Origin of the sequence: Alteromonas lipotrueiana, from assembly GCF_019249245.1 — a bacterium.
GTDB lineage: Bacteria > Pseudomonadota > Gammaproteobacteria > Enterobacterales > Alteromonadaceae > Alteromonas > Alteromonas lipotrueiana.
Window position 1 is genome coordinate 235,617 of record NZ_JAESDK010000002.1, and the last position, 21,001, is coordinate 256,617.

20 protein-coding genes are annotated in these 21,001 nt (G+C 47.4%); 14 read left to right on the top strand and 6 right to left on the bottom strand.

What is annotated here, in order from left to right; all coding sequences use genetic code 11:
- Positions 1–23 precede the first annotated feature (23 nt).
- A complete protein-coding gene (pdxH, locus tag JK130_RS02770) occupies positions 24–662 on the top strand; it encodes a pyridoxamine 5'-phosphate oxidase (protein ID WP_218352680.1) in 639 nt (212 codons plus the stop codon).
- Positions 662–1,426, top strand: coding sequence for a TatD family hydrolase (locus JK130_RS02775; RefSeq protein WP_218352681.1), 765 nt, complete (start codon positions 662–664; stop codon positions 1,424–1,426). The genes pdxH and JK130_RS02775 overlap by 1 nt, the downstream gene beginning before the upstream one ends.
- Here the strand turns inward: JK130_RS02775 and JK130_RS02780 are convergent.
- Positions 1,409–2,023, bottom strand: coding sequence for a hypothetical protein (locus tag JK130_RS02780; protein ID WP_218352682.1), 615 nt, complete (start codon positions 2,021–2,023; stop codon positions 1,409–1,411). The genes JK130_RS02775 and JK130_RS02780 overlap by 18 nt on opposite strands.
- Positions 2,024–2,174: 151 nt before the next feature.
- Here JK130_RS02780 and serB point away from each other — a divergent pair, with 151 nt between their 5' ends.
- A complete protein-coding gene (gene serB, locus JK130_RS02785; protein WP_343210974.1) occupies positions 2,175–3,188 on the top strand; it encodes a phosphoserine phosphatase SerB in 1,014 nt (337 codons plus the stop codon).
- Between the two features lie 7 nt (positions 3,189–3,195).
- Here the strand turns inward: serB and JK130_RS02790 are convergent, their stop codons facing one another.
- Positions 3,196–5,709 (bottom strand): PilZ domain-containing protein, encoded by a 2,514-nt coding sequence (locus JK130_RS02790; protein ID WP_218352683.1) that lies wholly within the window; start codon positions 5,707–5,709, stop codon positions 3,196–3,198.
- 159 nt (positions 5,710–5,868) lie between these two features.
- Between JK130_RS02790 and radA the strand changes: the two genes are divergently transcribed.
- On the top strand, positions 5,869–7,233 hold the full coding sequence (gene radA / locus JK130_RS02795; RefSeq protein ID WP_218352684.1) for a DNA repair protein RadA: 1,365 nt from the start codon (positions 5,869–5,871) through the stop codon (positions 7,231–7,233).
- On the opposite strand, the gene JK130_RS02800 is transcribed toward radA, so the two are convergent.
- Positions 7,200–7,622, bottom strand: coding sequence for a PilZ domain-containing protein (locus JK130_RS02800; RefSeq protein WP_218352685.1), 423 nt, complete (start codon positions 7,620–7,622; stop codon positions 7,200–7,202). The genes radA and JK130_RS02800 overlap by 34 nt on opposite strands.
- A gap of 157 nt (positions 7,623–7,779) precedes the next feature.
- The gene (ettA, locus tag JK130_RS02805) at positions 7,780–9,450 is read right to left on the bottom strand and encodes an energy-dependent translational throttle protein EttA (protein WP_218352686.1); all 1,671 of its coding nucleotides are present in this window, start codon (positions 9,448–9,450) and stop codon (positions 7,780–7,782) included.
- Between the two features lie 207 nt (positions 9,451–9,657).
- Here ettA and lpxD point away from each other — a divergent pair, with 207 nt between their 5' ends.
- From lpxD to JK130_RS02855, 10 genes are all read left to right on the top strand, one after another.
- Positions 9,658–10,707 (top strand): UDP-3-O-(3-hydroxymyristoyl)glucosamine N-acyltransferase, encoded by a 1,050-nt coding sequence (lpxD, locus tag JK130_RS02810; protein WP_218352687.1) that lies wholly within the window; start codon positions 9,658–9,660, stop codon positions 10,705–10,707.
- 121 nt (positions 10,708–10,828) lie between these two features.
- Entirely contained in the window at positions 10,829–12,085 is a 1,257-nt protein-coding gene (gene glyA, locus JK130_RS02815) for a serine hydroxymethyltransferase (protein WP_218352688.1), read from the top strand.
- A gap of 62 nt (positions 12,086–12,147) precedes the next feature.
- Entirely contained in the window at positions 12,148–12,597 is a 450-nt protein-coding gene (gene nrdR / locus JK130_RS02820; RefSeq protein ID WP_218352689.1) for a transcriptional regulator NrdR, read from the top strand.
- A gap of 6 nt (positions 12,598–12,603) precedes the next feature.
- Complete coding sequence (ribD, locus tag JK130_RS02825; protein ID WP_218352690.1) at positions 12,604–13,728, top strand: bifunctional diaminohydroxyphosphoribosylaminopyrimidine deaminase/5-amino-6-(5-phosphoribosylamino)uracil reductase RibD; 1,125 nt, start codon at positions 12,604–12,606, stop codon at positions 13,726–13,728.
- Positions 13,729–13,747: 19 nt separating this feature from the next.
- Positions 13,748–14,410, top strand: a complete 663-nt coding sequence (locus JK130_RS02830) for a riboflavin synthase (RefSeq protein WP_218352691.1) — start codon at positions 13,748–13,750, stop codon at positions 14,408–14,410.
- Between the two features lie 22 nt (positions 14,411–14,432).
- Positions 14,433–15,533 carry a bifunctional 3,4-dihydroxy-2-butanone-4-phosphate synthase/GTP cyclohydrolase II gene (gene ribBA / locus JK130_RS02835; RefSeq protein ID WP_218352692.1) on the top strand — a complete coding sequence of 367 codons (1,101 nt, stop codon included), beginning with the start codon at positions 14,433–14,435 and terminating at the stop codon, positions 15,531–15,533.
- A gap of 106 nt (positions 15,534–15,639) precedes the next feature.
- Positions 15,640–16,113: a 6,7-dimethyl-8-ribityllumazine synthase gene (ribH, locus tag JK130_RS02840; RefSeq protein WP_218352693.1), complete on the top strand. Its 474-nt coding sequence runs from the start codon at positions 15,640–15,642 to the stop codon at positions 16,111–16,113.
- Positions 16,114–16,126: 13 nt separating this feature from the next.
- Complete coding sequence (nusB, locus tag JK130_RS02845) at positions 16,127–16,546, top strand: transcription antitermination factor NusB (RefSeq protein ID WP_218352694.1); 420 nt, start codon at positions 16,127–16,129, stop codon at positions 16,544–16,546.
- Positions 16,547–16,604: 58 nt separating this feature from the next.
- On the top strand, positions 16,605–17,567 hold the full coding sequence (gene thiL / locus JK130_RS02850; protein ID WP_218352695.1) for a thiamine-phosphate kinase: 963 nt from the start codon (positions 16,605–16,607) through the stop codon (positions 17,565–17,567).
- The gene (locus JK130_RS02855; protein ID WP_218352696.1) at positions 17,567–18,052 is read left to right on the top strand and encodes a phosphatidylglycerophosphatase A family protein; all 486 of its coding nucleotides are present in this window, start codon (positions 17,567–17,569) and stop codon (positions 18,050–18,052) included. The genes thiL and JK130_RS02855 overlap by 1 nt, the downstream gene beginning before the upstream one ends.
- 110 nt (positions 18,053–18,162) lie before the next feature.
- Here JK130_RS02855 and dxs read toward each other — a convergent pair whose 3' ends face one another.
- A complete protein-coding gene (gene dxs, locus JK130_RS02860; RefSeq protein ID WP_218352697.1) occupies positions 18,163–20,028 on the bottom strand; it encodes a 1-deoxy-D-xylulose-5-phosphate synthase in 1,866 nt (621 codons plus the stop codon).
- Positions 20,029–20,064: 36 nt separating this feature from the next.
- Complete coding sequence (locus JK130_RS02865) at positions 20,065–20,955, bottom strand: farnesyl diphosphate synthase (protein WP_218352698.1); 891 nt, start codon at positions 20,953–20,955, stop codon at positions 20,065–20,067.
- Positions 20,956–21,001 lie beyond the last annotated feature (46 nt).

Here is a 21,001-nt window from a genome sequence, read left to right on the forward strand (position 1 = left end):
AATGTATGCAGAAGGGCACAATAATGGCTATTTCAAATATGCGTCGACAATACTCTATGGGGACTCTCACCAAAGAAGCATTACCCCTCGACCCCATGGTATTGTTCGATACGTGGCTTAATGATGCTATTGAAGCAAAGATACCCGATCCTACCGCAATGACTGTTGCTACGGTTAACGAGCAGGGTCAGCCTTCCCAGCGCATTGTTCTGTTAAAAGAGGTTACCCGCGAGGGGTTTGTCTTTTACACGAATTTCGGTAGCCGTAAAGCGCGCGAACTGAGTGGCAATGCGCGGGTTTCTTTGCATTTCCCCTGGTTTTTTATGGAACGTCAGGTCAGTGTTCGCGGCGTAGCAGAAAAGTTATCGGCTACGCACAACGCCGCTTACTTTTTTTCCAGGCCCATCGACAGTCAACTTGCTGCTTATGCTTCGCGTCAAAGCCAGCCTATTGATGATAAAAAGACACTATTAACGCGCTTTGCCCAATTAAAAGAGCAATACAGCGATAATACCCTGCCGGCCCCGGATTTTTGGGGCGGTTTTTTGATTAAGCCTTCGCAGATTGAATTTTGGCAGGGTGGAGTAGATCGCCTGCATGACCGGTTTGAGTATACCCGCGGTTCAGGCGAAAGCTGGGACGCCCAACGTTTGATGCCGTGATGATTGACAGTCATTGTCATCTTGACTTACCCGCGTTTAAGAATGACGTTGACGACGTAATCGCGCGCAGCGAAAAAGCCGGTGTTGTTCGGTTTCTGGTTCCGGGAACTACCCCAAAGGGTTGGCAACGCCAAAGTGTATTACGGCAACGTTACCCGCAGGTTGATATCGCTTTTGGTTTGCATCCGTACTTTGATACATCAATGCAAACCAAAAGTCTGGATGCGCTCAATGCATGGTTGTACGATGCGCATGAAGATGCAGTGGCCATAGGTGAGATTGGCCTGGATGCAACGGTGTCTACGCCTGTGAAAACGCAGCAATATATCTTTGCGCAGCAACTACAGCTGGCTAAAGAATATCAGTTACCGGTGATTCTCCACCACCGCAAAACGCATCATTTGTTACACGCGTCGCTTAAGCAGGAAAACTTTGAAGGCGGCGGTATTATCCATGCATTTTCAGGCAGCCAGCAACAAGCAGAGAAATACATTGAGCGAGGTTTTTTACTGGGGGTCGGTGGCACAATCACCTATGACCGGGCCACGAAAACTCGCGGCGCCCTAGCCTCAGTCCCATTAAGCAGCCTGGTTTTAGAAACCGACTCACCCGACATGCCAGTAGCAGGCTATCAGGGTCAGCGCAATACCCCCGAGCGACTTCTTGATATTACCAACGCATTAGCGTCTTTGTTAGATACCGGCCCTGAGCAAATTATCCAGCAAACCACCGATAATTATCATCGGTTATTTGTCAGAAGATGAGCGCTGATGCAGCTTTTTACTCAACCATGGCCGAAGCTGATAATAAATACGCGCACAGTAAGCGCCGCCAATAAAAACAATTATGGCCAGCATAATGGCGCTTTCAAAGCGCATGGCTGCTAATTCGTAAGGTCGTTTTAACTGACGTGCTGCATCATTGTTAATTTGTACATACCCAACAACACTTTTTGCCCGGTTAACAATGTCGGCAACATGCACCACCGGAGGCCAGTCATACGGTGAACTAATCTCGGTTTCACGTTGTTTACTAAAGAGCACTTTACCTTGTGCATCAAATATTTTTGCGCTGATTACCCCGGGTTCCTGAGTAATAAAAGCCATGGATTGCTCAATGGTCTGCGTATCACCAGTTTGCATAGGCTGGGTTAATAAGCGGGCATAGTGACGAGCAAGTACGGCCGAGGGTTGATTGACCTCATGGGCCAGCCAAGCTGTTTGTTGTTCCTGATATTTATGCCACGCCATTACCGCAAGGGCTGCGGTCAGCAGCATTATTGTGGTATGAATCAAACGACGTGCAGCAAAAAATCGTTCTGGCATTTCATGTTGCTTACGCCGACTCTCCTCAAGTCTCATCGGTACCTACGGTGATAAAGATAAATATCATAAAGTTATAGTATCAAGTTCGTGAGGCTATCGGTAAAAATTATCGATTACGTTTATTTCGCTAAACATCAGCATAAGGTAGGATGTATGCACTTTTTTGCTGACAGTAACAGGTAAGAGTGTGGCTGTGCTACCGATATCCGACTATCAACGCTATGCGCATCAGTTTCTTTTAGAAAGTTTTCAAACCCGGTCTTATCTGAACTACAGTGACGGGGAGTGGAAAAAACACCTCACGCCTGCTGATGAGGGTGGCAATACCGTGCTGACTGTATTTGGCCAGGCAATCAACTTCCATCAGCTTGAAGGTTTACTCATGCAGTTAGGCACGAGTATAACGTTGCACCGCATTCAGCGGCATTCGCTGTGTAATGTATATGGTGAAACTGTGTTGCGCGCTAATGTCACCTTAAACGATGAAGCGCAGGCGAGGGTACGTTTAGCGCAGGCTTGTGAGCAGTTTGCACTAGAAGCCGGTATTCAGTTGCAGCAACCCAAACTAAAAGAAGCAGGGTTGCTGGTCATGGATATGGACAGTACGGTTATACAGATTGAATGTATTGATGAGATTGCCGCCCTGGCAGGGTGTAAAGATGAAGTTTCTGAAGTTACCCTTCAGGCGATGCAGGGCAAACTTGATTTTGACGCGAGTCTTATTAAGCGGGTGGCGTGTTTAAAAGGAGTTGAAGTAGCGGCGCTTGAAAAAATTCGCGATAGCTTACCGCTAACCCAAGGCATTCAGATACTGATTAAAGAGTTGAAAATGCGCAATTGGAGACTGGCAATTGCTTCAGGTGGGTTTACTTATTTTGCCGATTATTTGGGTGAACGCCTGGGTTTAGATGAGACCCTGGCAAATATTCTTGAGGTCAATAAAGGTAAGCTAACCGGGCAGGTGACGGGCTCTATTGTGAATGGTGAAACAAAAGCGCAAACCATCGCCAGACTTGCGAGCGCTTACGATATTCCTCTTAGCCAGACCGTAGCAGCAGGAGACGGTGCTAACGATCTCCCAATGATGCAGGTCGCTTCATTAGGCGTAGCTTGCCATGCAAAACCTACGGTCACAGAACACGCTGATGTCAGTATACGGCACAGTGGTTTACATGCGTTGCTGTATTTTTTAGAGGTATAACCGGCAGCTATTCTGCCGGGGTCAGCGTCTTGTAATTAGCTCCGTTTTGTTGATTAAACAGTCGGTTTTGGCGAATACGTTCTGGTTCAATATTATAACGTCCCAACACTTCATCGGTAATGTCTACCAAGTGAACACAGGCTGCTATGTTCCAGATTTTGTCTTCTAGTTCGCGGGCTTTGTGAATGGCGTACATACTCACGTAATTCATTTCAGCCTGTAACATATCGCGATCTGGCTTGCCGGTTGTGGTAAGCAAAACATGTAATGCAATAAACTGACCTCTGGCCATAGCATCGTTAATAAAATTAATACGGGTTTCGTCGTGCACAAACCGTGTATCAAAGCGGGGTATAATGGCGAGTTTGTTTTCTTTACGGGTGGGATCAAAGGAAATATAAAGCTCTTGTCGTAATGGCAGCTGCTCTACTTTGATTTGTTTTATACCGTGCTGAATAAATGGGGCTTCTAAATTGCGGTCCCGAAACATAAACTCAAAATTTAATTCACGGTCGGCCGCAAAATGCGCTGCAATCCGATTTACATTTTCATCCCGACGACTAATTATGGCCGACTGAGGAAGATATCGAGCCCCGTCTTTTGCCATAACAAAGGCCAGTGAAGGAATATTTTTCGCATTAATGCATCGTAAAGCGTGCCCCATACCGGGAATGTCTTCTTCTTCCGGATACGTTTTTAATGCGGCTTTGTTCTTCTTAATGAGGTTTTCAAAAAAGTTTCTGGCCGATGTGCCCAACTCACCTTCTAAAGCTTTTAGATGCAAGATATTTTTGTCGTCATTGATGTTAATCACTTTATAGCGTAGCTGCATAACATCATAGCTTTCGGTTAACGCCTGCAGGGCTGGAAAGCCTACTTCAACCACGGAGTCTATTTCACCGCTAAACTCATGGGTGAGCTCAATTCGCAGACCGCGAACGGAAATATCCTCACTGACACCTTGCCACTGCGCTTCGGTTTGCGACAGCGATAACAGCAGGTGCGAGCGCATAAGGTATCGTTTTTCCATGCGTTTATCATGATAACGATACCGGTAAGTGGTTATGGGGGCGGGTATGCGGTTACGGGGGTGTGCAAATACTTTTAAATGCGAAAGGCTGCTGCGATTGAACTTGTATTCACTGTAATGACGCTGACCACTTCCAGATGTAATATCGGTAATGTGTACGATAAAGCGTAAGCTTTTTAGCCGAGCCATCAGGCGTGGTGAGGGCGCCTGATTTTGCTGCTTTACTTTACTGCTGATATTATCAGGAATAGACAAAGGTGCATGCGCCTGTCCCGGTGACATATCGGTCATAGTCAGTTTGAATACCCGCCAGCTTGCTTTGCGCGACCCAAATCCCAGATAGACGGACTTCAGGGCAGCGTTTTTATCCAGCTCCTGCATGGAGGCAGAGTAAAAATAAACTTTTTCATTTTGCAGATGAGTAAATGCAAAAACGTAAAGTTCACGTTCGTTTTTGGGCAGTTTAACCAGTTTTGCTAACCGGGCAAAGTTTACCAGATAGCCGACTTGTAAGGTGTCTTCTTCGTTTGACCAATATTCCAGTATGTCTGTGTTAACTTCATTGGTCATTGCATAACGAGGGCTAAGTTTGCCGTCTTCATAGGCAATGAAAATGGGCAGCGAAGGGCTTCGGGGCGACAAAAACTGCTCAACCGTTTTATTGAAAATCGCCTCGATGGTGTTGTTCATATTGACTTTATAACGGCGCTTATTGCCGTGAATAAAGTTTTCTAAAAACTCATCAAAAGGAGTGTTTGGCGTATCAGTGCTGCGCTTGAGCATTAGATACAAAAATTCATTTTTATGAATGATTTTTAAAACGTTGTAAGCAATACCGTGATTTTTGTCCAGAGAGAATTCTTCTTCAAGTCCCCGAAAGAAAACCTCAATAGTCTGGCCTGTAGTTATGTTAGCGGCATGAGAAAGCTTGACCTGCAAGCCTTCGGCCGAGATGTCAATACTGTTGCCGCGCCATTGATATCCGGCGTCGTTCATCACTTCTACGGCGACGGCAAAATTCATACGCTCGTGCTGGCGCTGGGCGTAGGAAAGCAAGTTTACTACCGGAACATTGTAGCGTTCCATAGGCATCGTCTGATACGCCGGCACTTTCCCTTTCGCGGAATCACTGGCTTTTTCACGCATTACCCGAAAGTTGTTTTCGGTTTCCATCACCGACTCGTAAACACCAAAGGTAAAGTTGCCATAAACCGCGATTTGTTTTTTAAATTCTTTTATCGCCGTATCGTCAAGATAGTGTTTTGTCCCAGCATACTCATACAACTGACATTTGCCCTTAACATGTCCACGAAGATCAATTGAACGCAAGCACGGCCGGGCCAGACGTTTTACCTCCATTTTAATCAAAAATCGACGTTCATTAGCAAGACCCGCGGTGAGTCTGTTGAGCTTTTGGTTAAAATCTTGCCGGGCCACGTAGGGCTTTAGCTGATCAATTATCTCAGCGTACTGGCGCAAATCATCATTCATAGGCAATTATAATTATAATATTGAGCAGACAGGCTATTAAGGTTATCGGCAGCACGTCCAGACTCTGAAATTAGTTGTTATTATGATACCTGAGTTCAGCATGCAGGCATGGTGGTAACGGTGTAGAATACCCTGAAATGTCAGAAGTGAAAATAGTTTATGGCAAAACGAAAAACCGCCTACGTATGCGCTGAGTGTGGTGCTCAGTTTCCGCGCTGGCAAGGCCAGTGCACCGAATGTAAAGAATGGAACAGCATCACTGAATTTGTGGTGAGTGCGGCTAGCCCTGTTAAGCAGGCTACCAGCGGCTATGCCGGACAAACCCAGGCTAAAATAGAAACGCTCAACGCGATTGATTTGGAAGCCTTGCCCCGCTTTTCTTCAGGCTTTAAAGAGTTAGACCGCGTTCTGGGAGGCGGGATAGTTCCCGGGGCTGCGATGCTTATTGGCGGCTCACCGGGAGCGGGCAAGTCGACCTTGCTGTTGCAGGTTATGTGCAATATGGCGAAAACACAGAATGCGCTGTACGTAACCGGCGAAGAATCATTACAACAGGTGGCCATGCGAGCCCATCGCCTGGCGTTGCCCGATGACAAACTGATGATGCTTGCTGAAACAAACGTAGAAACCATCTGTGAGCTAGCGTTAACTCAGCTTCCGCGAATTATGGTTATTGATTCAATCCAGGTGATGCATGTGGCCGATGTACAGTCGGCGCCCGGCAGTGTGTCGCAGGTACGAGAAAGTGCAGCTTACTTAACCCGCTTTGCCAAACAGCACCATATTGCTATGTTTGTGGTAGGTCATGTTACCAAAGACGGCAACCTGGCCGGGCCTAAAGTGCTTGAGCACTGTATTGATTGCTCGATGATGCTTGAAGGAGAAAGCGACGGGCGTTTTCGCACCTTGCGTAGTCATAAAAACCGTTTTGGCGCTGTGAATGAGCTAGGGGTTTTTGGCATGACTGAAAAAGGTCTTAAAGAGGTAAACAACCCTTCTGCTATCTTTTTAAGCCGCGGTGAAAACCAGGCGCCAGGATCCTCGGTTATGGTTATCTGGGAGGGCACAAGGCCTTTGCTGGTAGAAATTCAGGCGCTGGTGGACTATTCACAAATGGCGAACCCGCGGCGAGTTGCGGTGGGTTTAGAACAAAACCGTCTGGCGATGCTTTTGGCGGTATTGCATAGGCACGGCAATGTACAAATGAACGACCAGGACGTATTTGTAAACGTAGTAGGCGGGGTTAAGGTGAGTGAAACCGCAGCCGATTTGGCGCTGTTGCTGGCCATGGTATCAAGTTTTCGCAACCGGGCATTACCGCGCGATCTTATTGTCTTTGGTGAAGTAGGACTTGCAGGCGAGATACGACCCGTTCCCAATGGTTCTGAGCGTATTGCCGAAGCCGCTAAACACGGCTTTACACGTGCCATCGTACCAAAAGCAAACGCACCCAAAAATAAGCTTAAGGGTATAGAGATAGTGCCGGCAGGTCAGCTTTGTGAAGCGTTGGAGGCCTTGCCATAAATAGCATTGGTTAACGTATCAATGTCGTATTGAGACATCGATGGGTCGCCACTGTTGAGCAAAATGAGCTGTCGTAAGGCAGCTAGGCTCTCAACATCAATATGATCAACTTTACATCCCACTGCTACGGCTGTTTTACGTCGATCGGTATGTCGGTAGAGCTGTTCAACCCAGGCTTCTATAAGCGGCGCTTTGTCATCGGTTAAAAAAGCAATTCGGTAGGGCTGATGAGAGTCAAAGGGCAACGTAGCTAGAGCTTCTTCTTCTGCGCTTACCCGTAACCCCTGAATTGAGACATCTTCAATCATCACGCCAATATTAGTGTGACCATGGGACAAAATGCCAGGGATGTTGAGCTTTACACGCTGATATTGTCGTTTGTCTGACATTGATTACTCCCGAACGCAGGTTTAGTTAGCTCATAGTGTTACGACCATGCCAAGTAACTAAATAAATGGCAACGGCCGACGGCACTTTTGTATTTAGTATAGTAACAACACAAAAAATTACCCCCGGTATTTCGGGGGTAATGTGTATTATCATCAACTATTTTTTGGTCATACGCTTGTATTTCAAGCGATGCGGTTCAACTGCATCCTGACCATAGGTTTCTTTCATCCAAGTATCGTAATCGGTGTAATTACCTTCAAAGAAGTTAATACTGCCTTCATCGCGATAATCAAGAATATGGGTGGCTACGCGGTCAAGAAACCAGCGATCGTGCGAGATAACCAGGGCACAACCCGGAAATTCCAGTAAGGCATTTTCAAGAGCCCGCAAGGTTTCAACATCTAAATCGTTGGTAGGCTCATCGAGCAACAGTACGTTTCCGCCGGCTTTTAGCAGCTTGGCCAAATGTACGCGGTTGCGCTCACCGCCCGACAAGTCCTTAATGAACTTTTGTTGAGTATTGCCTTTAAAATTGAAGCGACTGCAATAGGCCCGACTGTTAATTTCAAAGTTACCAATACGGATTATATCCTGGTCATCTGAAATTTCTTTGTACACCGTATTGTTTTCATCCATATGATCACGAAACTGATCAACACTGGCAAGTTGCACGGTTTCACCTAAATCGATGTTGCCGCCATCGGGCTGTTCTGCCCCGGTCAACATTTTGAACAGGGTGGATTTACCGGCACCGTTAGGCCCTACAATACCCACTATGGCACCTTTAGGCACCGAAAAGGTCAAATCATCAATCAATACACGTTCGCCATAGGCTTTGTGCAGGTGCTCTACGTCAATAACCTTATCGCCTAAACGTTCACCTGGTGGAATGAACAGTTCGTTTGTTTCGTTACGTTTTTGATAATCGCTGGTAGATAACTCTTCGAAGCGGTTCATTCGCGCTTTTGACTTGGCATGGCGACCTTTTGGATTTGAACGTACCCACTCAAGCTCTTGCCTGATTGATTTTTGACGGGCATTTTCTGTACGTTCTTCCTGGTCAAGACGCTGCTCTTTTTGCTCAAGCCATGACGAATAGTTCCCTTCCCAAGGAATACCTTCGCCTCGATCCAGCTCCAGAATCCAGCCGGCCACGTTATCTAAAAAGTATCTGTCGTGGGTAATAGCGACAACCGTTCCTTCGTAGTCATGCAAAAAGCGCTCTAGCCAGGCTACAGACTCGGCATCCAGGTGGTTGGTTGGCTCGTCTAATAACAGCATGTCAGGCTTTTCAAGAAGTAAACGACATAGCGCTACCCGGCGACGTTCACCACCTGATAGCTTTGTTACATCGGCATCCCACGCCGGCAGACGCAACGCATCGGCGGCACGCTCTAAGGTGTTTTCTAAATTGTGTCCGTCTTTAGCCTGAATAATTGCTTCAAGTTCACCCTGTTCTTTAGCCAGAGCATCAAAATCAGCGTCGGCTTCAGCATAGGCAGCATAAACTTCGTCAAGCCGGGTAAGCGCATGAGAAACATCTGCTACGGCTTCTTCGATATTGCCACGAACATCCTTGGTTTCATCCAGTTGTGGCTCTTGCGGTAAGTACCCAATATTGATGCCCGGCTGCGGACGCGCTTCACCTTCAATATCGGTATCAAGGCCTGCCATAATACGTAACAGAGTGGATTTACCCGCACCATTTAAACCCAGCACACCAATTTTGGCGCCGGGAAAAAAACTCAATGAAATATCTTTAAGAATGTATCGGTTAGGAGGAACAATCTTACCCACCCGATGCATAGAATAAACGTACTGTGCCATGCTAAGTCCTTACCCAGAAAAAAGGAGGTTATTGTAAAGCTTTTAGCAGAGTTTTCACTAGTAAAGTCGGTGTGTTTGTTTGTTCCTGAGTAAAAAACCAACAGGTGTCAATGATTAATTACAAATAGTTAGGAGCGAGTGACGACGTAAGGTGAATTATGCAGTAGCATAATAACCATAGAGCGAGATTAAATAACCGAGGATTGTATGACCACGACCACCCACCAAACTCAATACACTCTGGCCGAACTGGCCAGTCATGCCGGCGCCACTGTTCAGGGTGACGATACCGTCCGTATCAGTGGGGTAGGTACTCTGGCCAAAGCAACTCAAAACCAGATTTCATTTTTAACCAATATTAAATACAAGCCTCAAATGACCGACACCCGCGCCGGTGCGGTAATTGTGCATCCCAAAGCCAGTGCCGATGCGCCAGGCCCGGCGCTGATTCACGACAACCCTCATGCTGCCTTTGCCCGTATCGCGCAATTGTTTGATTCTACTCCGACGTTAGCTAGTGGCATTGCCAGCACTGCGCAAATCGCTGACGACGCGCAGTTGGGGGACAATGTAAGTCTGGGACATCATGTTGTTATTGAAGCTGGCGCAGTGTTAGGGGATAACGTAGTGGTGGGGGCCAATACTTTTATCGGCAAAAATGCGCGTATTGGTGCCAACACCACCTTGTATCCTAACGTCACCATTTATCATGAAGTGGCTATTGGCGAGCGTATTACAATACACAGCCAGAGCGTTATCGGGGCATCGGGCTTTGGCTATGCCAATGATAAAGGGACGTGGCTGCCTATTCCCCAAACCGGGTCAGTGCAAATTGGCGATGATAGCCAAATTGGTGCTTCCAGTAGTATTGATCGCGGCGCTATGGAAGATACGGTCATTGGTAAAAATGTCATTATTGATAACCAGGTTCAGGTTGGACACAATTGTATTATTGACGACCATTCTTGTATTTGTGGGGCCACAGGCATAGCCGGGTCAGTGAATATTGGTAAGTATGTGGTGATAGGCGGAGGCGTGGGTATAAATGGTCACATCACTATTTGCGATAATGTCCAGGTAACCGGATATACCATGATTGTACAGGATATTACCGAACCCGGGCTGTACTCGTCGGGTCAGCCTGCAATGAAAAATCTGGTATGGCGCAAAAATACAGTGCGTCTGAATCAAATTGGCAATTTGTTTGAGCGGGTTAAAAAGCTGGAAAAAGCCGCCCTGGAAAGTGCCGAAAAATAAGCAACACATCGTACCACACGAGATTCTCAGGAATCTCAGACAAAGCAGTATACATGCTGCACAAATTGACTAGAATATGCGTTCACTTTATTGCCATTTCTAACGCTGTTAAGGAGCCTTAATGTTACCTCGCGAGATGACGATTGCGGATTTCGATCCAGAGCTGGCAGAAGCCATTGCTAACGAAACCACCCGACAGGAGCACCATATTGAACTGATTGCTTCTGAAAATTATTGCAGCCCGCGTGTAATGGAAGCACAAGGCTCGCAGCTGACCAACAAATACGCAGAAGGCTACCCGGGCAAGCGCTATTACGGTGGCTGTGAATATGTTGATGTTGTTGAGCAATTAGCCATCGATCGTGCTAAAGAGCTGTTTGGCGCTGACTTTGCAAATGTGCAACCACACTCAGGTTCGCAGGCTAACGCGGCTGCATTTATGGCGTTAATTGATGCGGGCGATACCGTACTTGGCATGAGCCTGTCTGATGGAGGCCATTTGACCCACGGTTCCCATGTTAACTTTTCAGGAAAAACCTACAATGCTGTGCAATACGGATTAAGTGACGAAACCGGTGAGATTGATTATGCACAGGTTGAAGCACTGGCTGAAGAGCACAAACCCAAAATGATCATTGGTGGATTTTCTGCTTATTCAGGAATTGTAGACTGGGCACGTTTTCGCGAAATCGCCGATAAAGTAGGCGCTTACTTGCTAGTGGATATGGCTCACGTAGCGGGTTTGGTTGCCGCCGGAGTTTATCCTAATCCACTGCCACATGCCCATGTGGTGACCACCACAACTCACAAAACGCTGGCGGGTCCGCGTAGTGGGTTGATTTTGTCTTCTTGTGGCGACGAAACGATTTATAAGAAATTGAACAGCGCGGTATTTCCTGGGATGCAGGGCGGCCCGCTATGTCATGTCATTGCAGCTAAAGCGGTGGCGTTCAAAGAAGCCTTGCAGCCTGAATTTAAAGAATATCAGCAACAGGTTGTGACCAACGCCAAAGCAATGGTTTCGGTTATGCAAGACCGCGGTTACAAGATAGTATCAAATGGTACTGACAACCATCTGTTTTTGCTTGATCTTATCGACAAAGATATCACGGGTAAAGAAGCTGACGCGGCCTTGGGCAACGCCAATATTACCGTAAACAAAAACTCGGTTCCCAACGACCCGCGTTCACCCTTTGTAACCAGTGGTTTGCGTATTGGAAGTCCGGCTATTACTCGCCGCGGTTTTAAAGAGGAACAAGCGCGTCAGGTAGCCACCTGGATGTGTGACATTCTGGATAACCTGACCGATGAGAGTGTTTCGGCGCGGGTTAAGCAGGAAGTTACCGAATTGTGTAAACAATTTCCGGTTTACGCGTAATCGCTTTACTGGCGTTGTACTCCTTATCATTGGGGCAGCGCTACCAATGATAAGGACCACCTATGTTTTGCCCGTTTTGTTCAGAGCAGGAAACCAAAGTTATCGATTCTCGCCTGGTCACAGAAGGGCAACAGGTGCGGCGACGCCGTGAGTGTCTGGTTTGCCACGAACGCTTTACTACCTTTGAAAGTGCTGAACTGGTGATGCCAAGGGTGATTAAGCGTGATGGCTCACGCGAACCCTTCAATGAAGACAAACTACGAGCCGGGCTGCAGCGTGCGCTGGAAAAACGCCCGGTCAGTACTGAAAAAATTGAACAATGCATTTTATCGCTCAAATCTCAGCTTCGAGCTACGGGTGAACGTGAGGTGTCCAGTCAGTTTCTGGGCAACTTGATCATGAATGCGCTCAAAGAATTAGATAAAGTCGCTTATGTTCGTTTTGCCTCGGTATATCGTTCATTTGAAGATATACGCGAGTTTGGTGAAGAAATTGCGAGGCTGGGCGACTGACCTGATATGAATACCTGTACCTCTTTTACCGAATCACTGGCTGACGACTATCACTGGATGGCGCAGGCAATTGCCCTGGCCAGACGTGGATTATATACAACCTCGCCTAATCCCCGGGTAGGCTGTATTGTGGTGGACGAAAACCGCCATAAAGTGGGCGAAGGCTATCATGTTCAGGCTGGCACCGAACACGCCGAAGTCCATGCATTAGCAATGGCCGGAACCAAGGCTAAAAACAGTACAGCCTATGTCACCCTGGAACCTTGCAGTCATTATGGGCGTACTCCACCGTGTGCAGATGCACTAATCAAAGCAGGGGTACGGCGAGTGGTGGTGGCGATGACCGACCCAAACCCTCAGGTAAGTGGCCGCGGTATTGCAAAATTGCAACAAGCAGGTATTGAGGTGAGCTGCGATATTCTGGCGGCTGAAGCTGCCAAACTTAATCGTGGCTTTATCAAACGTATGGTTGTACAAAAACCTTATGTCACGGTAAAGCTGGCGATAAGCCTGGATGGTAAAATTGCTTTAGCCAATGGTGCAAGTAAATGGATTACGGGGCCTCAGGCCCGAAAAGATGTACAGCGTCATCGTGCATCCAGCTGTGCAGTTTTAACAGGTTGGGGCACAGCACAAGCCGACGACCCCAGCTTGCTGGTACGGGCCGAAGAAGCCCAAATTGATCAGTATCCTTTACCTCATATACGCCAGCCTCTGAGAGTTGTCATCGATCGCAACAACACCCTTGCACACTCTTTACAGCTGTTTACTGACGGCCACCCTACCATAAAAGTGGTGGGCGATAGTTTACCCATTCAGCCGGGCCAGTTACCCGTGGCCACGAAAGACAATCACATCGACCTGAACGAGCTCATGCTGGTTTTGGGCGCACGCAATCTTAACGAGGTTTGGGTGGAAGCGGGGCCAGATCTTGCTGGCGCGCTGTTAATGAGTGGCGAGGTTGATGAACTTATTGTGTATCAGGCACCTAAGCTTTTAGGCAATACCGGCAAAAGCATGGTTTCTCTGCCGAACTTTAGTGATTTGTCGCAGGCAATTGATCTGGTGCTTGTAGAACAGACCCAACTGGGGCAGGATCTTAAGCAGACCTTTCAGATTAAAGCTTTCTAAATACGGAAAAAACAAGACTATGTTTACAGGTATTGTACAGGCATTGGGTACGATAAGTCAGCTAGACCGGCGCGGTGAAGACATTCGCCTGCGTGTTGATGCAGGCCGGTTAGACATGTCTGATGTAGCGCTAGGCGATAGCATTTCTACCAATGGTGTGTGTTTAACGGTGGTCGAGTTTGGCACTGATTATTACTGCGCCGATGTATCGGCAGAAACCATTCGTTATAGCGGATTTGCACATTACGGCAATGGCTCATCTGTTAATCTTGAAAAAGCCATGCGTCCCACCGATCGATTTGGTGGCCACATTGTCTCAGGCCACGTTGACGGTGTGGGTGCGGTTTCGGCAATAAATAAGCATGCAGATTATGTGGAAATTTGGATAAAAGCCCCAGCTGAACTTGCCCGTTATATTGCCCATAAAGGCAGTATTACCGTAGATGGTGTAAGCCTTACCGTAAATAAGGTTAACGGCGCCGAATTTATGCTGTGGATTATTCCTCACACACTTCAGGAAACCGTTATTGGTACTTATCAAAATGGCACCCAGGTAAATCTGGAAGTTGATGTGGTAGCCCGTTATCTTGAACGGTTAATGCTGGGCGACCAGGCGGCAGAACCTAAAGCCGGCAATATTGATATGGCCTTTTTGGCCGAAAACGGCTTTTTACGAAAATAACTTACCCTATAAAAGAATATTTATGGCCTTAAACAATACAAAAGACATCATCGAAGATATCCGTCAGGGCAAGATGGTAATTCTGATGGACGATGAAGATCGAGAGAATGAAGGCGACATTATTATGGCCGCCGAACACATTACGCCCGAAGCAATAAATTTCATGGTGACGCATGCCCGGGGTCTGGTGTGTTTGCCAATGACTCAGGCGCGGTGTCAGCGCCTGAATCTGCCGTTAATGGTAGATAAAAACGGGGCGCAATTTACGACTAATTTTACCGTGTCAATTGAAGCCGCTGAAGGTGTGACTACCGGAATATCGGCGGCCGATAGGGCTGCTACCGTACGTGCTGCATCAAACCCCAATGCCCGTGCTGAGGACATTGTTCAGCCCGGTCATATTTTTCCTCTTATTGCCAAAGAGGGTGGGGTCTTAAACCGCGCGGGTCATACCGAAGCAGGCGTTGACTTAGCCAGGCTGGCCGGGTGCGAGCCCGCGGCGGTTATCGTCGAAATTCTTAACGAAGATGGCACCATGGCGCGTCGTCCGCAGTTAGAAAAGTTCGCCGAAAAGCATAATTTGAAAATTGGCACGATAGCCGATTTAATTGAATATCGTAATCTAAACGAAACCACCATAGAAAAAGTAGCTCAGTGTCATTTGCCCACCGAATATGGCGACTTTGAGCTGCATACATTTAAAGATGTGATAGACAACCAGGTACATTTTGCACTTAAAAAAGGTGAGATATCACACGATTCTGCAACGCTGGTGCGAGTACATCTGCACAATACGTTAAGTGACTTACTGGGCTCTACCCGCTCTATCAACCGGTCTTTAACCCTTCCCGAAGGCATGCAGGAGATAGCCGAACATGGCGGTGTGTTGGTGATATTGGGTAAAGAAGAAGATCTTATCAGTCAAATAAAACGCTTTGAGGCAGAAGATGCGGGGCAACAACCAGCCGGCAAAGAGTGGCAGGGTTCTTCTCGTACCATCGGTGTGGGTTCGCAAATACTGGCATCGATGGGTGTACAAAAAATGCGACTGTTAAGTAAACCCATTAAGTACCATGCGTTGTCAGGTTATGGCCTGGAAGTTGTTGAATACGTTCATTCGTAAAGAGCGCAGCAGCATTTCGCCCGAACACAAACCGTACAATCATTCCATTTAGTTTGCGTGCAGTTGTGATATACTACGCGCCGTTTTTTCTCAGGGGTTGAACACCATGCAGGTTATTGAAGGTAATATCCGCGCCACAGGTAAAAAGTTTGCAATAGTTGTTTCTCGATTCAATAGCTTTGTTGTTGAAAGCTTACTTGAAGGGGCGCTGGATACTTTGGAGCGTCACGGCGAAGTGAGCGACAGCGATATTACGTTGGTTCGTGTTCCAGGTGCCTATGAGCTTCCGGTAGCGGCGAAAAAAATCGCTGAGAAAGGTCAGTTCGATGCAATTATCGCTTTAGGTGCGGTGATTCGTGGCGGCACGCCACATTTTGATTTTGTTGCAGGCGAATGCAACAAGGGTCTGGCCCAGGTCTCATTAGAGTTTAATATCCCTGTGGCATTTGGTGTAATCACTACCGATTCAATCGAACAAGCCATCGAGCGTTCAGGAACCAAAGCCGGAAATAAAGGTGCAGAAGCTGCCCTTGGTGCGCTTGAAATGGTTAATGTAGTTAGTGCTCTGGATAGCCTTTAATTAAGGATTTTTTGTGAAAGTTTCAGCAAGACGCAAAGCCCGTGAACTCGCCGTGCAAGGAATATATTCCTGGCAGATGAGCAAAAATGATATTGCTCAGGTAGAGCTTACACTGGCCACCAGTAACAATATGCATCAGGTCGATATGGTTTATTTTCAGGCGCTGTTGCGTGGTGTTGCCCATGATGCTTCAAGGCTGGATGCCGCAATTAAACCCTACTTAGGCCGTTTACCCGAAGAGCTTGATCCTATCGAAAAAGCCATTATTCGTGTGGCTACTTATGAAATGGTAGAGCGAATGGATGTGCCGTATCGGGTAATTATCAATGAAGCCATTGAACTGGCAAAAGTGTTCGGTGCTGAAGACAGCCATAAGTTTGTTAATGGTGCACTAGATAAAGCCGTACGTAAGTTCCGCGAAAGCGAACGTTAAAGCCGCGTGGCAGCCTGATATAGGCTGTCCGATATTATCTCCATATTGTAGACTTATTGTGAAAGAGTTTGATTTGATAGGCCGTTATTTTCAGGATGGCGGTTACCAACGCAAGGATGTTGTGGTAGGAATCGGCGATGATTGTGCCGTGACCACGGTACCTTCTAATCAGCAGCTGGCCGTCACGACAGACACACTGGTGGGCGGCGTTCATTTTTTAAAAGATGCGCCGGCACGCTCGGTAGCGTACAAAGCCGTTGCGGTTAATTTAAGCGACCTGGCGGCCATGGGCGCTGAGCCGGCGTGGATTAGTCTGTCGCTTTCTATGTCGGAAGTTAATGAAGCCTGGATGGCGGATTTTGCCGAAGGCATGTATGACCTGACACGATATTATTCGGTACAACTGATAGGTGGAGATACGGTTAAAGGCCCCCTTTCTTTAACTATCACTGCCCAGGGTTTTATTCCTGCCCGCAATGAACTTAAACGTAGCACTGCCAAACCCGGCGATTGGATATTTGTTACCGGCTCGTTGGGCGATGCTGCAGCTGGCCTGGACATTTTAAAAAATGAGTTAAAGGTCGCCGATGGCGTACGCGATTATCTGGTAAACCGTCATTGGTATCCCACCCCACGTGTTGCAACCGGTACCGCATTACGTCGGCTGGCGAGCGCGTGTATTGATGTTTCAGATGGTTTTATTTCAGATCTGAGTCATATTTTAAAAGGTTCGGGGTGTGGCGCTAACATTCAGGTTGATCGATTGCCTTTGTCAAGTCAGCTTACCGATGCAGTGAGTTTACAACAGGCTTATCACTACGCCCTGGGTGGTGGTGACGATTACGAACTTATTTTTACCATCAACGAAGAACAAAAAGGGAACCTGGACACTGCATTGGCCAGTACCGGTGTGAAAGTAACCTGTGTTGGGCAGGTGACCGGGCACTCAAATAAGCTTGATTTAAAATGCCACAATAAGCCTTTTGAATTCGATGGCTATGGCTATGAGCATCAATTTTAATGCAGCGTCAGTATCGCGAACGCGTCTCGCTTAAAAATCCGGTACATTTTTGTGCGCTGGGCTTTGGTAGCGGTTTGGTACCGGTTATGCCCGGTACGTTCGGCTCGTTAGCGGCAATACCGCTGTTGCTGCTTACCTGGTCGGCCCCCTTTTGGATGTACGCCAGTGTTACTGTACTGGTAGCGCTAACCGGTATTTATTTTTGCGGTAAAACAGCAAAAGATATGCAAGTGCATGATCACGGCTCGATAGTGTGGGATGAAGTAGCCGGCATGTTCTGTACATTCTTGCTGGTTCCGCTGACCCTTGCGCACCTGGTTGCCGGATTTATACTGTTTCGATTTTTCGATATATTAAAACCCTGGCCTATATTCATTATCGATAAACGTTGGCACGGCGGTACAGGCATTATGCTAGACGATTTAGTCGCCGGGCTAATGGCATGTGTAAGCTTACATGCCATATTGCTACTATGGCCTTTCTAAAGCCCCTTACGGCATTATGGTGGGGTAGTTAGATATGCTCGAACCACGCGCTATAAAAAAAGCCTGTCGATGTTGACAGGCTTTTTTGTAATAGATGACTCAAAAGCAATCTATTGGTCTAAGTAAGCATTTATCTGAGCAACAATGCCAGGAGCATCCAATTGTAATTCGGTATACATTTCTTGCTGCGTACCTTGCTCGATAAAGCGGTCGGGCAGGCCCAGCTGTAATACATGCACCAGTATCTTTTGCTGCTGTAAAAACTCAACCACACCAGCACCAGCGCCTCCGGCAATACAACCATCTTCAAGGGTAACCAGTAGCTCATGGTCGCCGCTGACCTGTTTTAGTGCCACAGCATCAAGAGGTTTGACAAACCGCATGTCGACCAGCGTCGCATTAAGTTTTTCAGCTGCTTCTTCGGCAAAGGGCAACAGTGTACCAAAATTCAGTATGGCAATTTTGGTCCCTTCGCGCAGTAGGCGGGCTTTGCCTATTTCAAGGGCGCTCATAGTCGCATCAGGCGCTATGCCTTTCCCTGCGCCTCTTGGATAGCGAACCGCGGCAGGCTTATCGCTGATATGGCCAGTATAAAGCATCTGACGACATTCATTTTCATCAGCAGGCGCCATAATTATAAGGTTGGGTAAGCAGCGTAAATAAGCAAGATCAAAGGCTCCCTGATGAGTCTGGCCGTCGGCGCCGACAATACCGGCCCGGTCGATAGCAAACAGCACAGGAAGTTCCTGTAATACAACATCGTGAATCAGTTGGTCGTACCCACGTTGTAAAAAGGTGGAATAGATAGCCACCACCGCGTTCAACCCATCTTTTGCTAAACCGGCAGCAAAGGTCACCGCGTGCTGCTCAGCAATCGCAACATCACAGTACTGTTCAGGGTATTTTTGTGAAAAGGCAACCATGCCTGAGCCTTCGCGCATGGCAGGGGTGATTGCCATCAGCTTTGGATCTTGCGCTGCCATATCGCACAACCAGTGGCCAAAAATCGCAGAGAACGAGGGAGCGCTGGCTTTAGATGCCGGTAAGGCATTATCGTCCGGGTTAAATTTTGGTACCGCATGAAACTTTATCGGATCTTTCTCAGCCTGTGGGTATCCTTTGCCTTTTCGGGTCACCACGTGCAAAAGCTGCGGACCATCAAAGCTACGCATATTGCGTAATGTATCTACTACCGTATCAACATCATGGCCGTCTATTGGACCAATATAGTTAAAGCCCAGCTCTTCAAAAATAGTGCCGGGCACCACCATACCTTTGAGATGTTCTTCAGCACGACTGGCAAATTCCTTGATAGGGGGCATGTTGCTAAGCAGCTTTTTACCGCCATCACGAATTTTATTAAAAAAGTTGCCGGTGAGCAGACGGGCAAGGTGCGAATTTAGCGCCCCTACGTTCTCAGATATCGACATTTCATTGTCATTCAGAACAACCACCATGTCTTTTTTGATATCCCCGGCATGGTTCATGGCCTCAAACGCCATTCCGGCAGTTAATGCGCCATCACCAATCACAGAAACAACTTTTCGACCCTTGCCTTCTTTTTCTGCAGCCACGGCCATACCCAGACCAGCACTAATGCTGGTAGAGGAGTGTCCTACTGCAAAAGTGTCGTATTCACTTTCGCCGGGCCAGGGGAACGGGTGCAAGCCGTTTTTCTGACGAATGGTAGACATACGCTCGGCACGCCCGGTAATAATTTTGTGCGGATAAGCCTGATGACCCACATCCCAGACCAGACGGTCAAAGGGAGTATTGTAAACATAATGAAGTGCCACGGTCAGCTCGACGGTACCCAGGCCTGAAGCAAAGTGTCCGCTGCTTTGACTTACGCAGGTAAGTAAGTACTGGCGAAGCTCGTCAGCCAGAGACTTAAGCTTATCCTGAGGCAGTTTACGCAACTGTTCAGGGGTCTGGGCTGTCGCCAATAATGGGTAATGGGTTAAATCTAAACTCATTGATTATTATTCTATGTCTTTTAAAAAACGGCAATACTAGTGATTGCGGTTAACCATCAGGTCGGTGTACGCCACCAGATAGTCAGTATTGTAAGGTAAAGAAGCCAGCGCCTGAAGCGCTTCTTCATGCAAGCGGGTCAGCTCCGATTTTGCCGCAGCCATGCCCAGTAACGCCGGAAAAGTATTTTTACCTAAAGCCGCATCAGAGCCTTGGGGTTTACCAATAAGACGGGCGTCGCCTTCGACATCTAAAATGTCATCCTGAACCTGAAACGCCAGTCCAACAATACGGGCGAAGCGAATAAACTGTTCACGATCATCCTTGTCTATGGCACTGCTTACTAACGTGACCATTTCTACGCAGGCACTTAGCAATGCGCCTGTTTTAAGTTGATGCAATTGGGTCAGTGTGTCAATACTTATGGTCTCGCCGGTACTTTGTAAGTCAATCGCCTGACCACCACACATGCCATTATACCCTGAAGCATTAGCCAGAACAGAGACCAATTGCGCGCGCTTTGTATTAGCGTAATCTGACATGGGTTGGTCGGTTAAAATGGTAAACGCCATAGTCTGCAAAGCGTCCCCGGCTAATATGGCGGTTGCTTCATCAAATGCCACATGGCAGGTAGGCTGACCGCGACGCAGAGCGTCGTCGTCCATAGCCGGCAAGTCATCGTGAACCAGCGAATAAGCATGAATACACTCAATGGCCATGCTAATGGTTAGCTGATCTTGCTGAGGAATGTCCAGGCTATTGCCCACTAAATGCGTTAACACGGGGCGCATCCGCTTGCCACCTACCAATAATGCATGCTGCATCGCGGCTTTCAGATTCTCAGCGTGTTCAGGCAATTGTGAAATAAGCCCTAACAGGTGTTCATCAGTTTGTTGTTTTATTTGCTGACGAAGTGCGTCAAAGTTCATAACCATGCCTGTATCAAATGTCACTGTAGCCGGTGAAAAGTCGGTC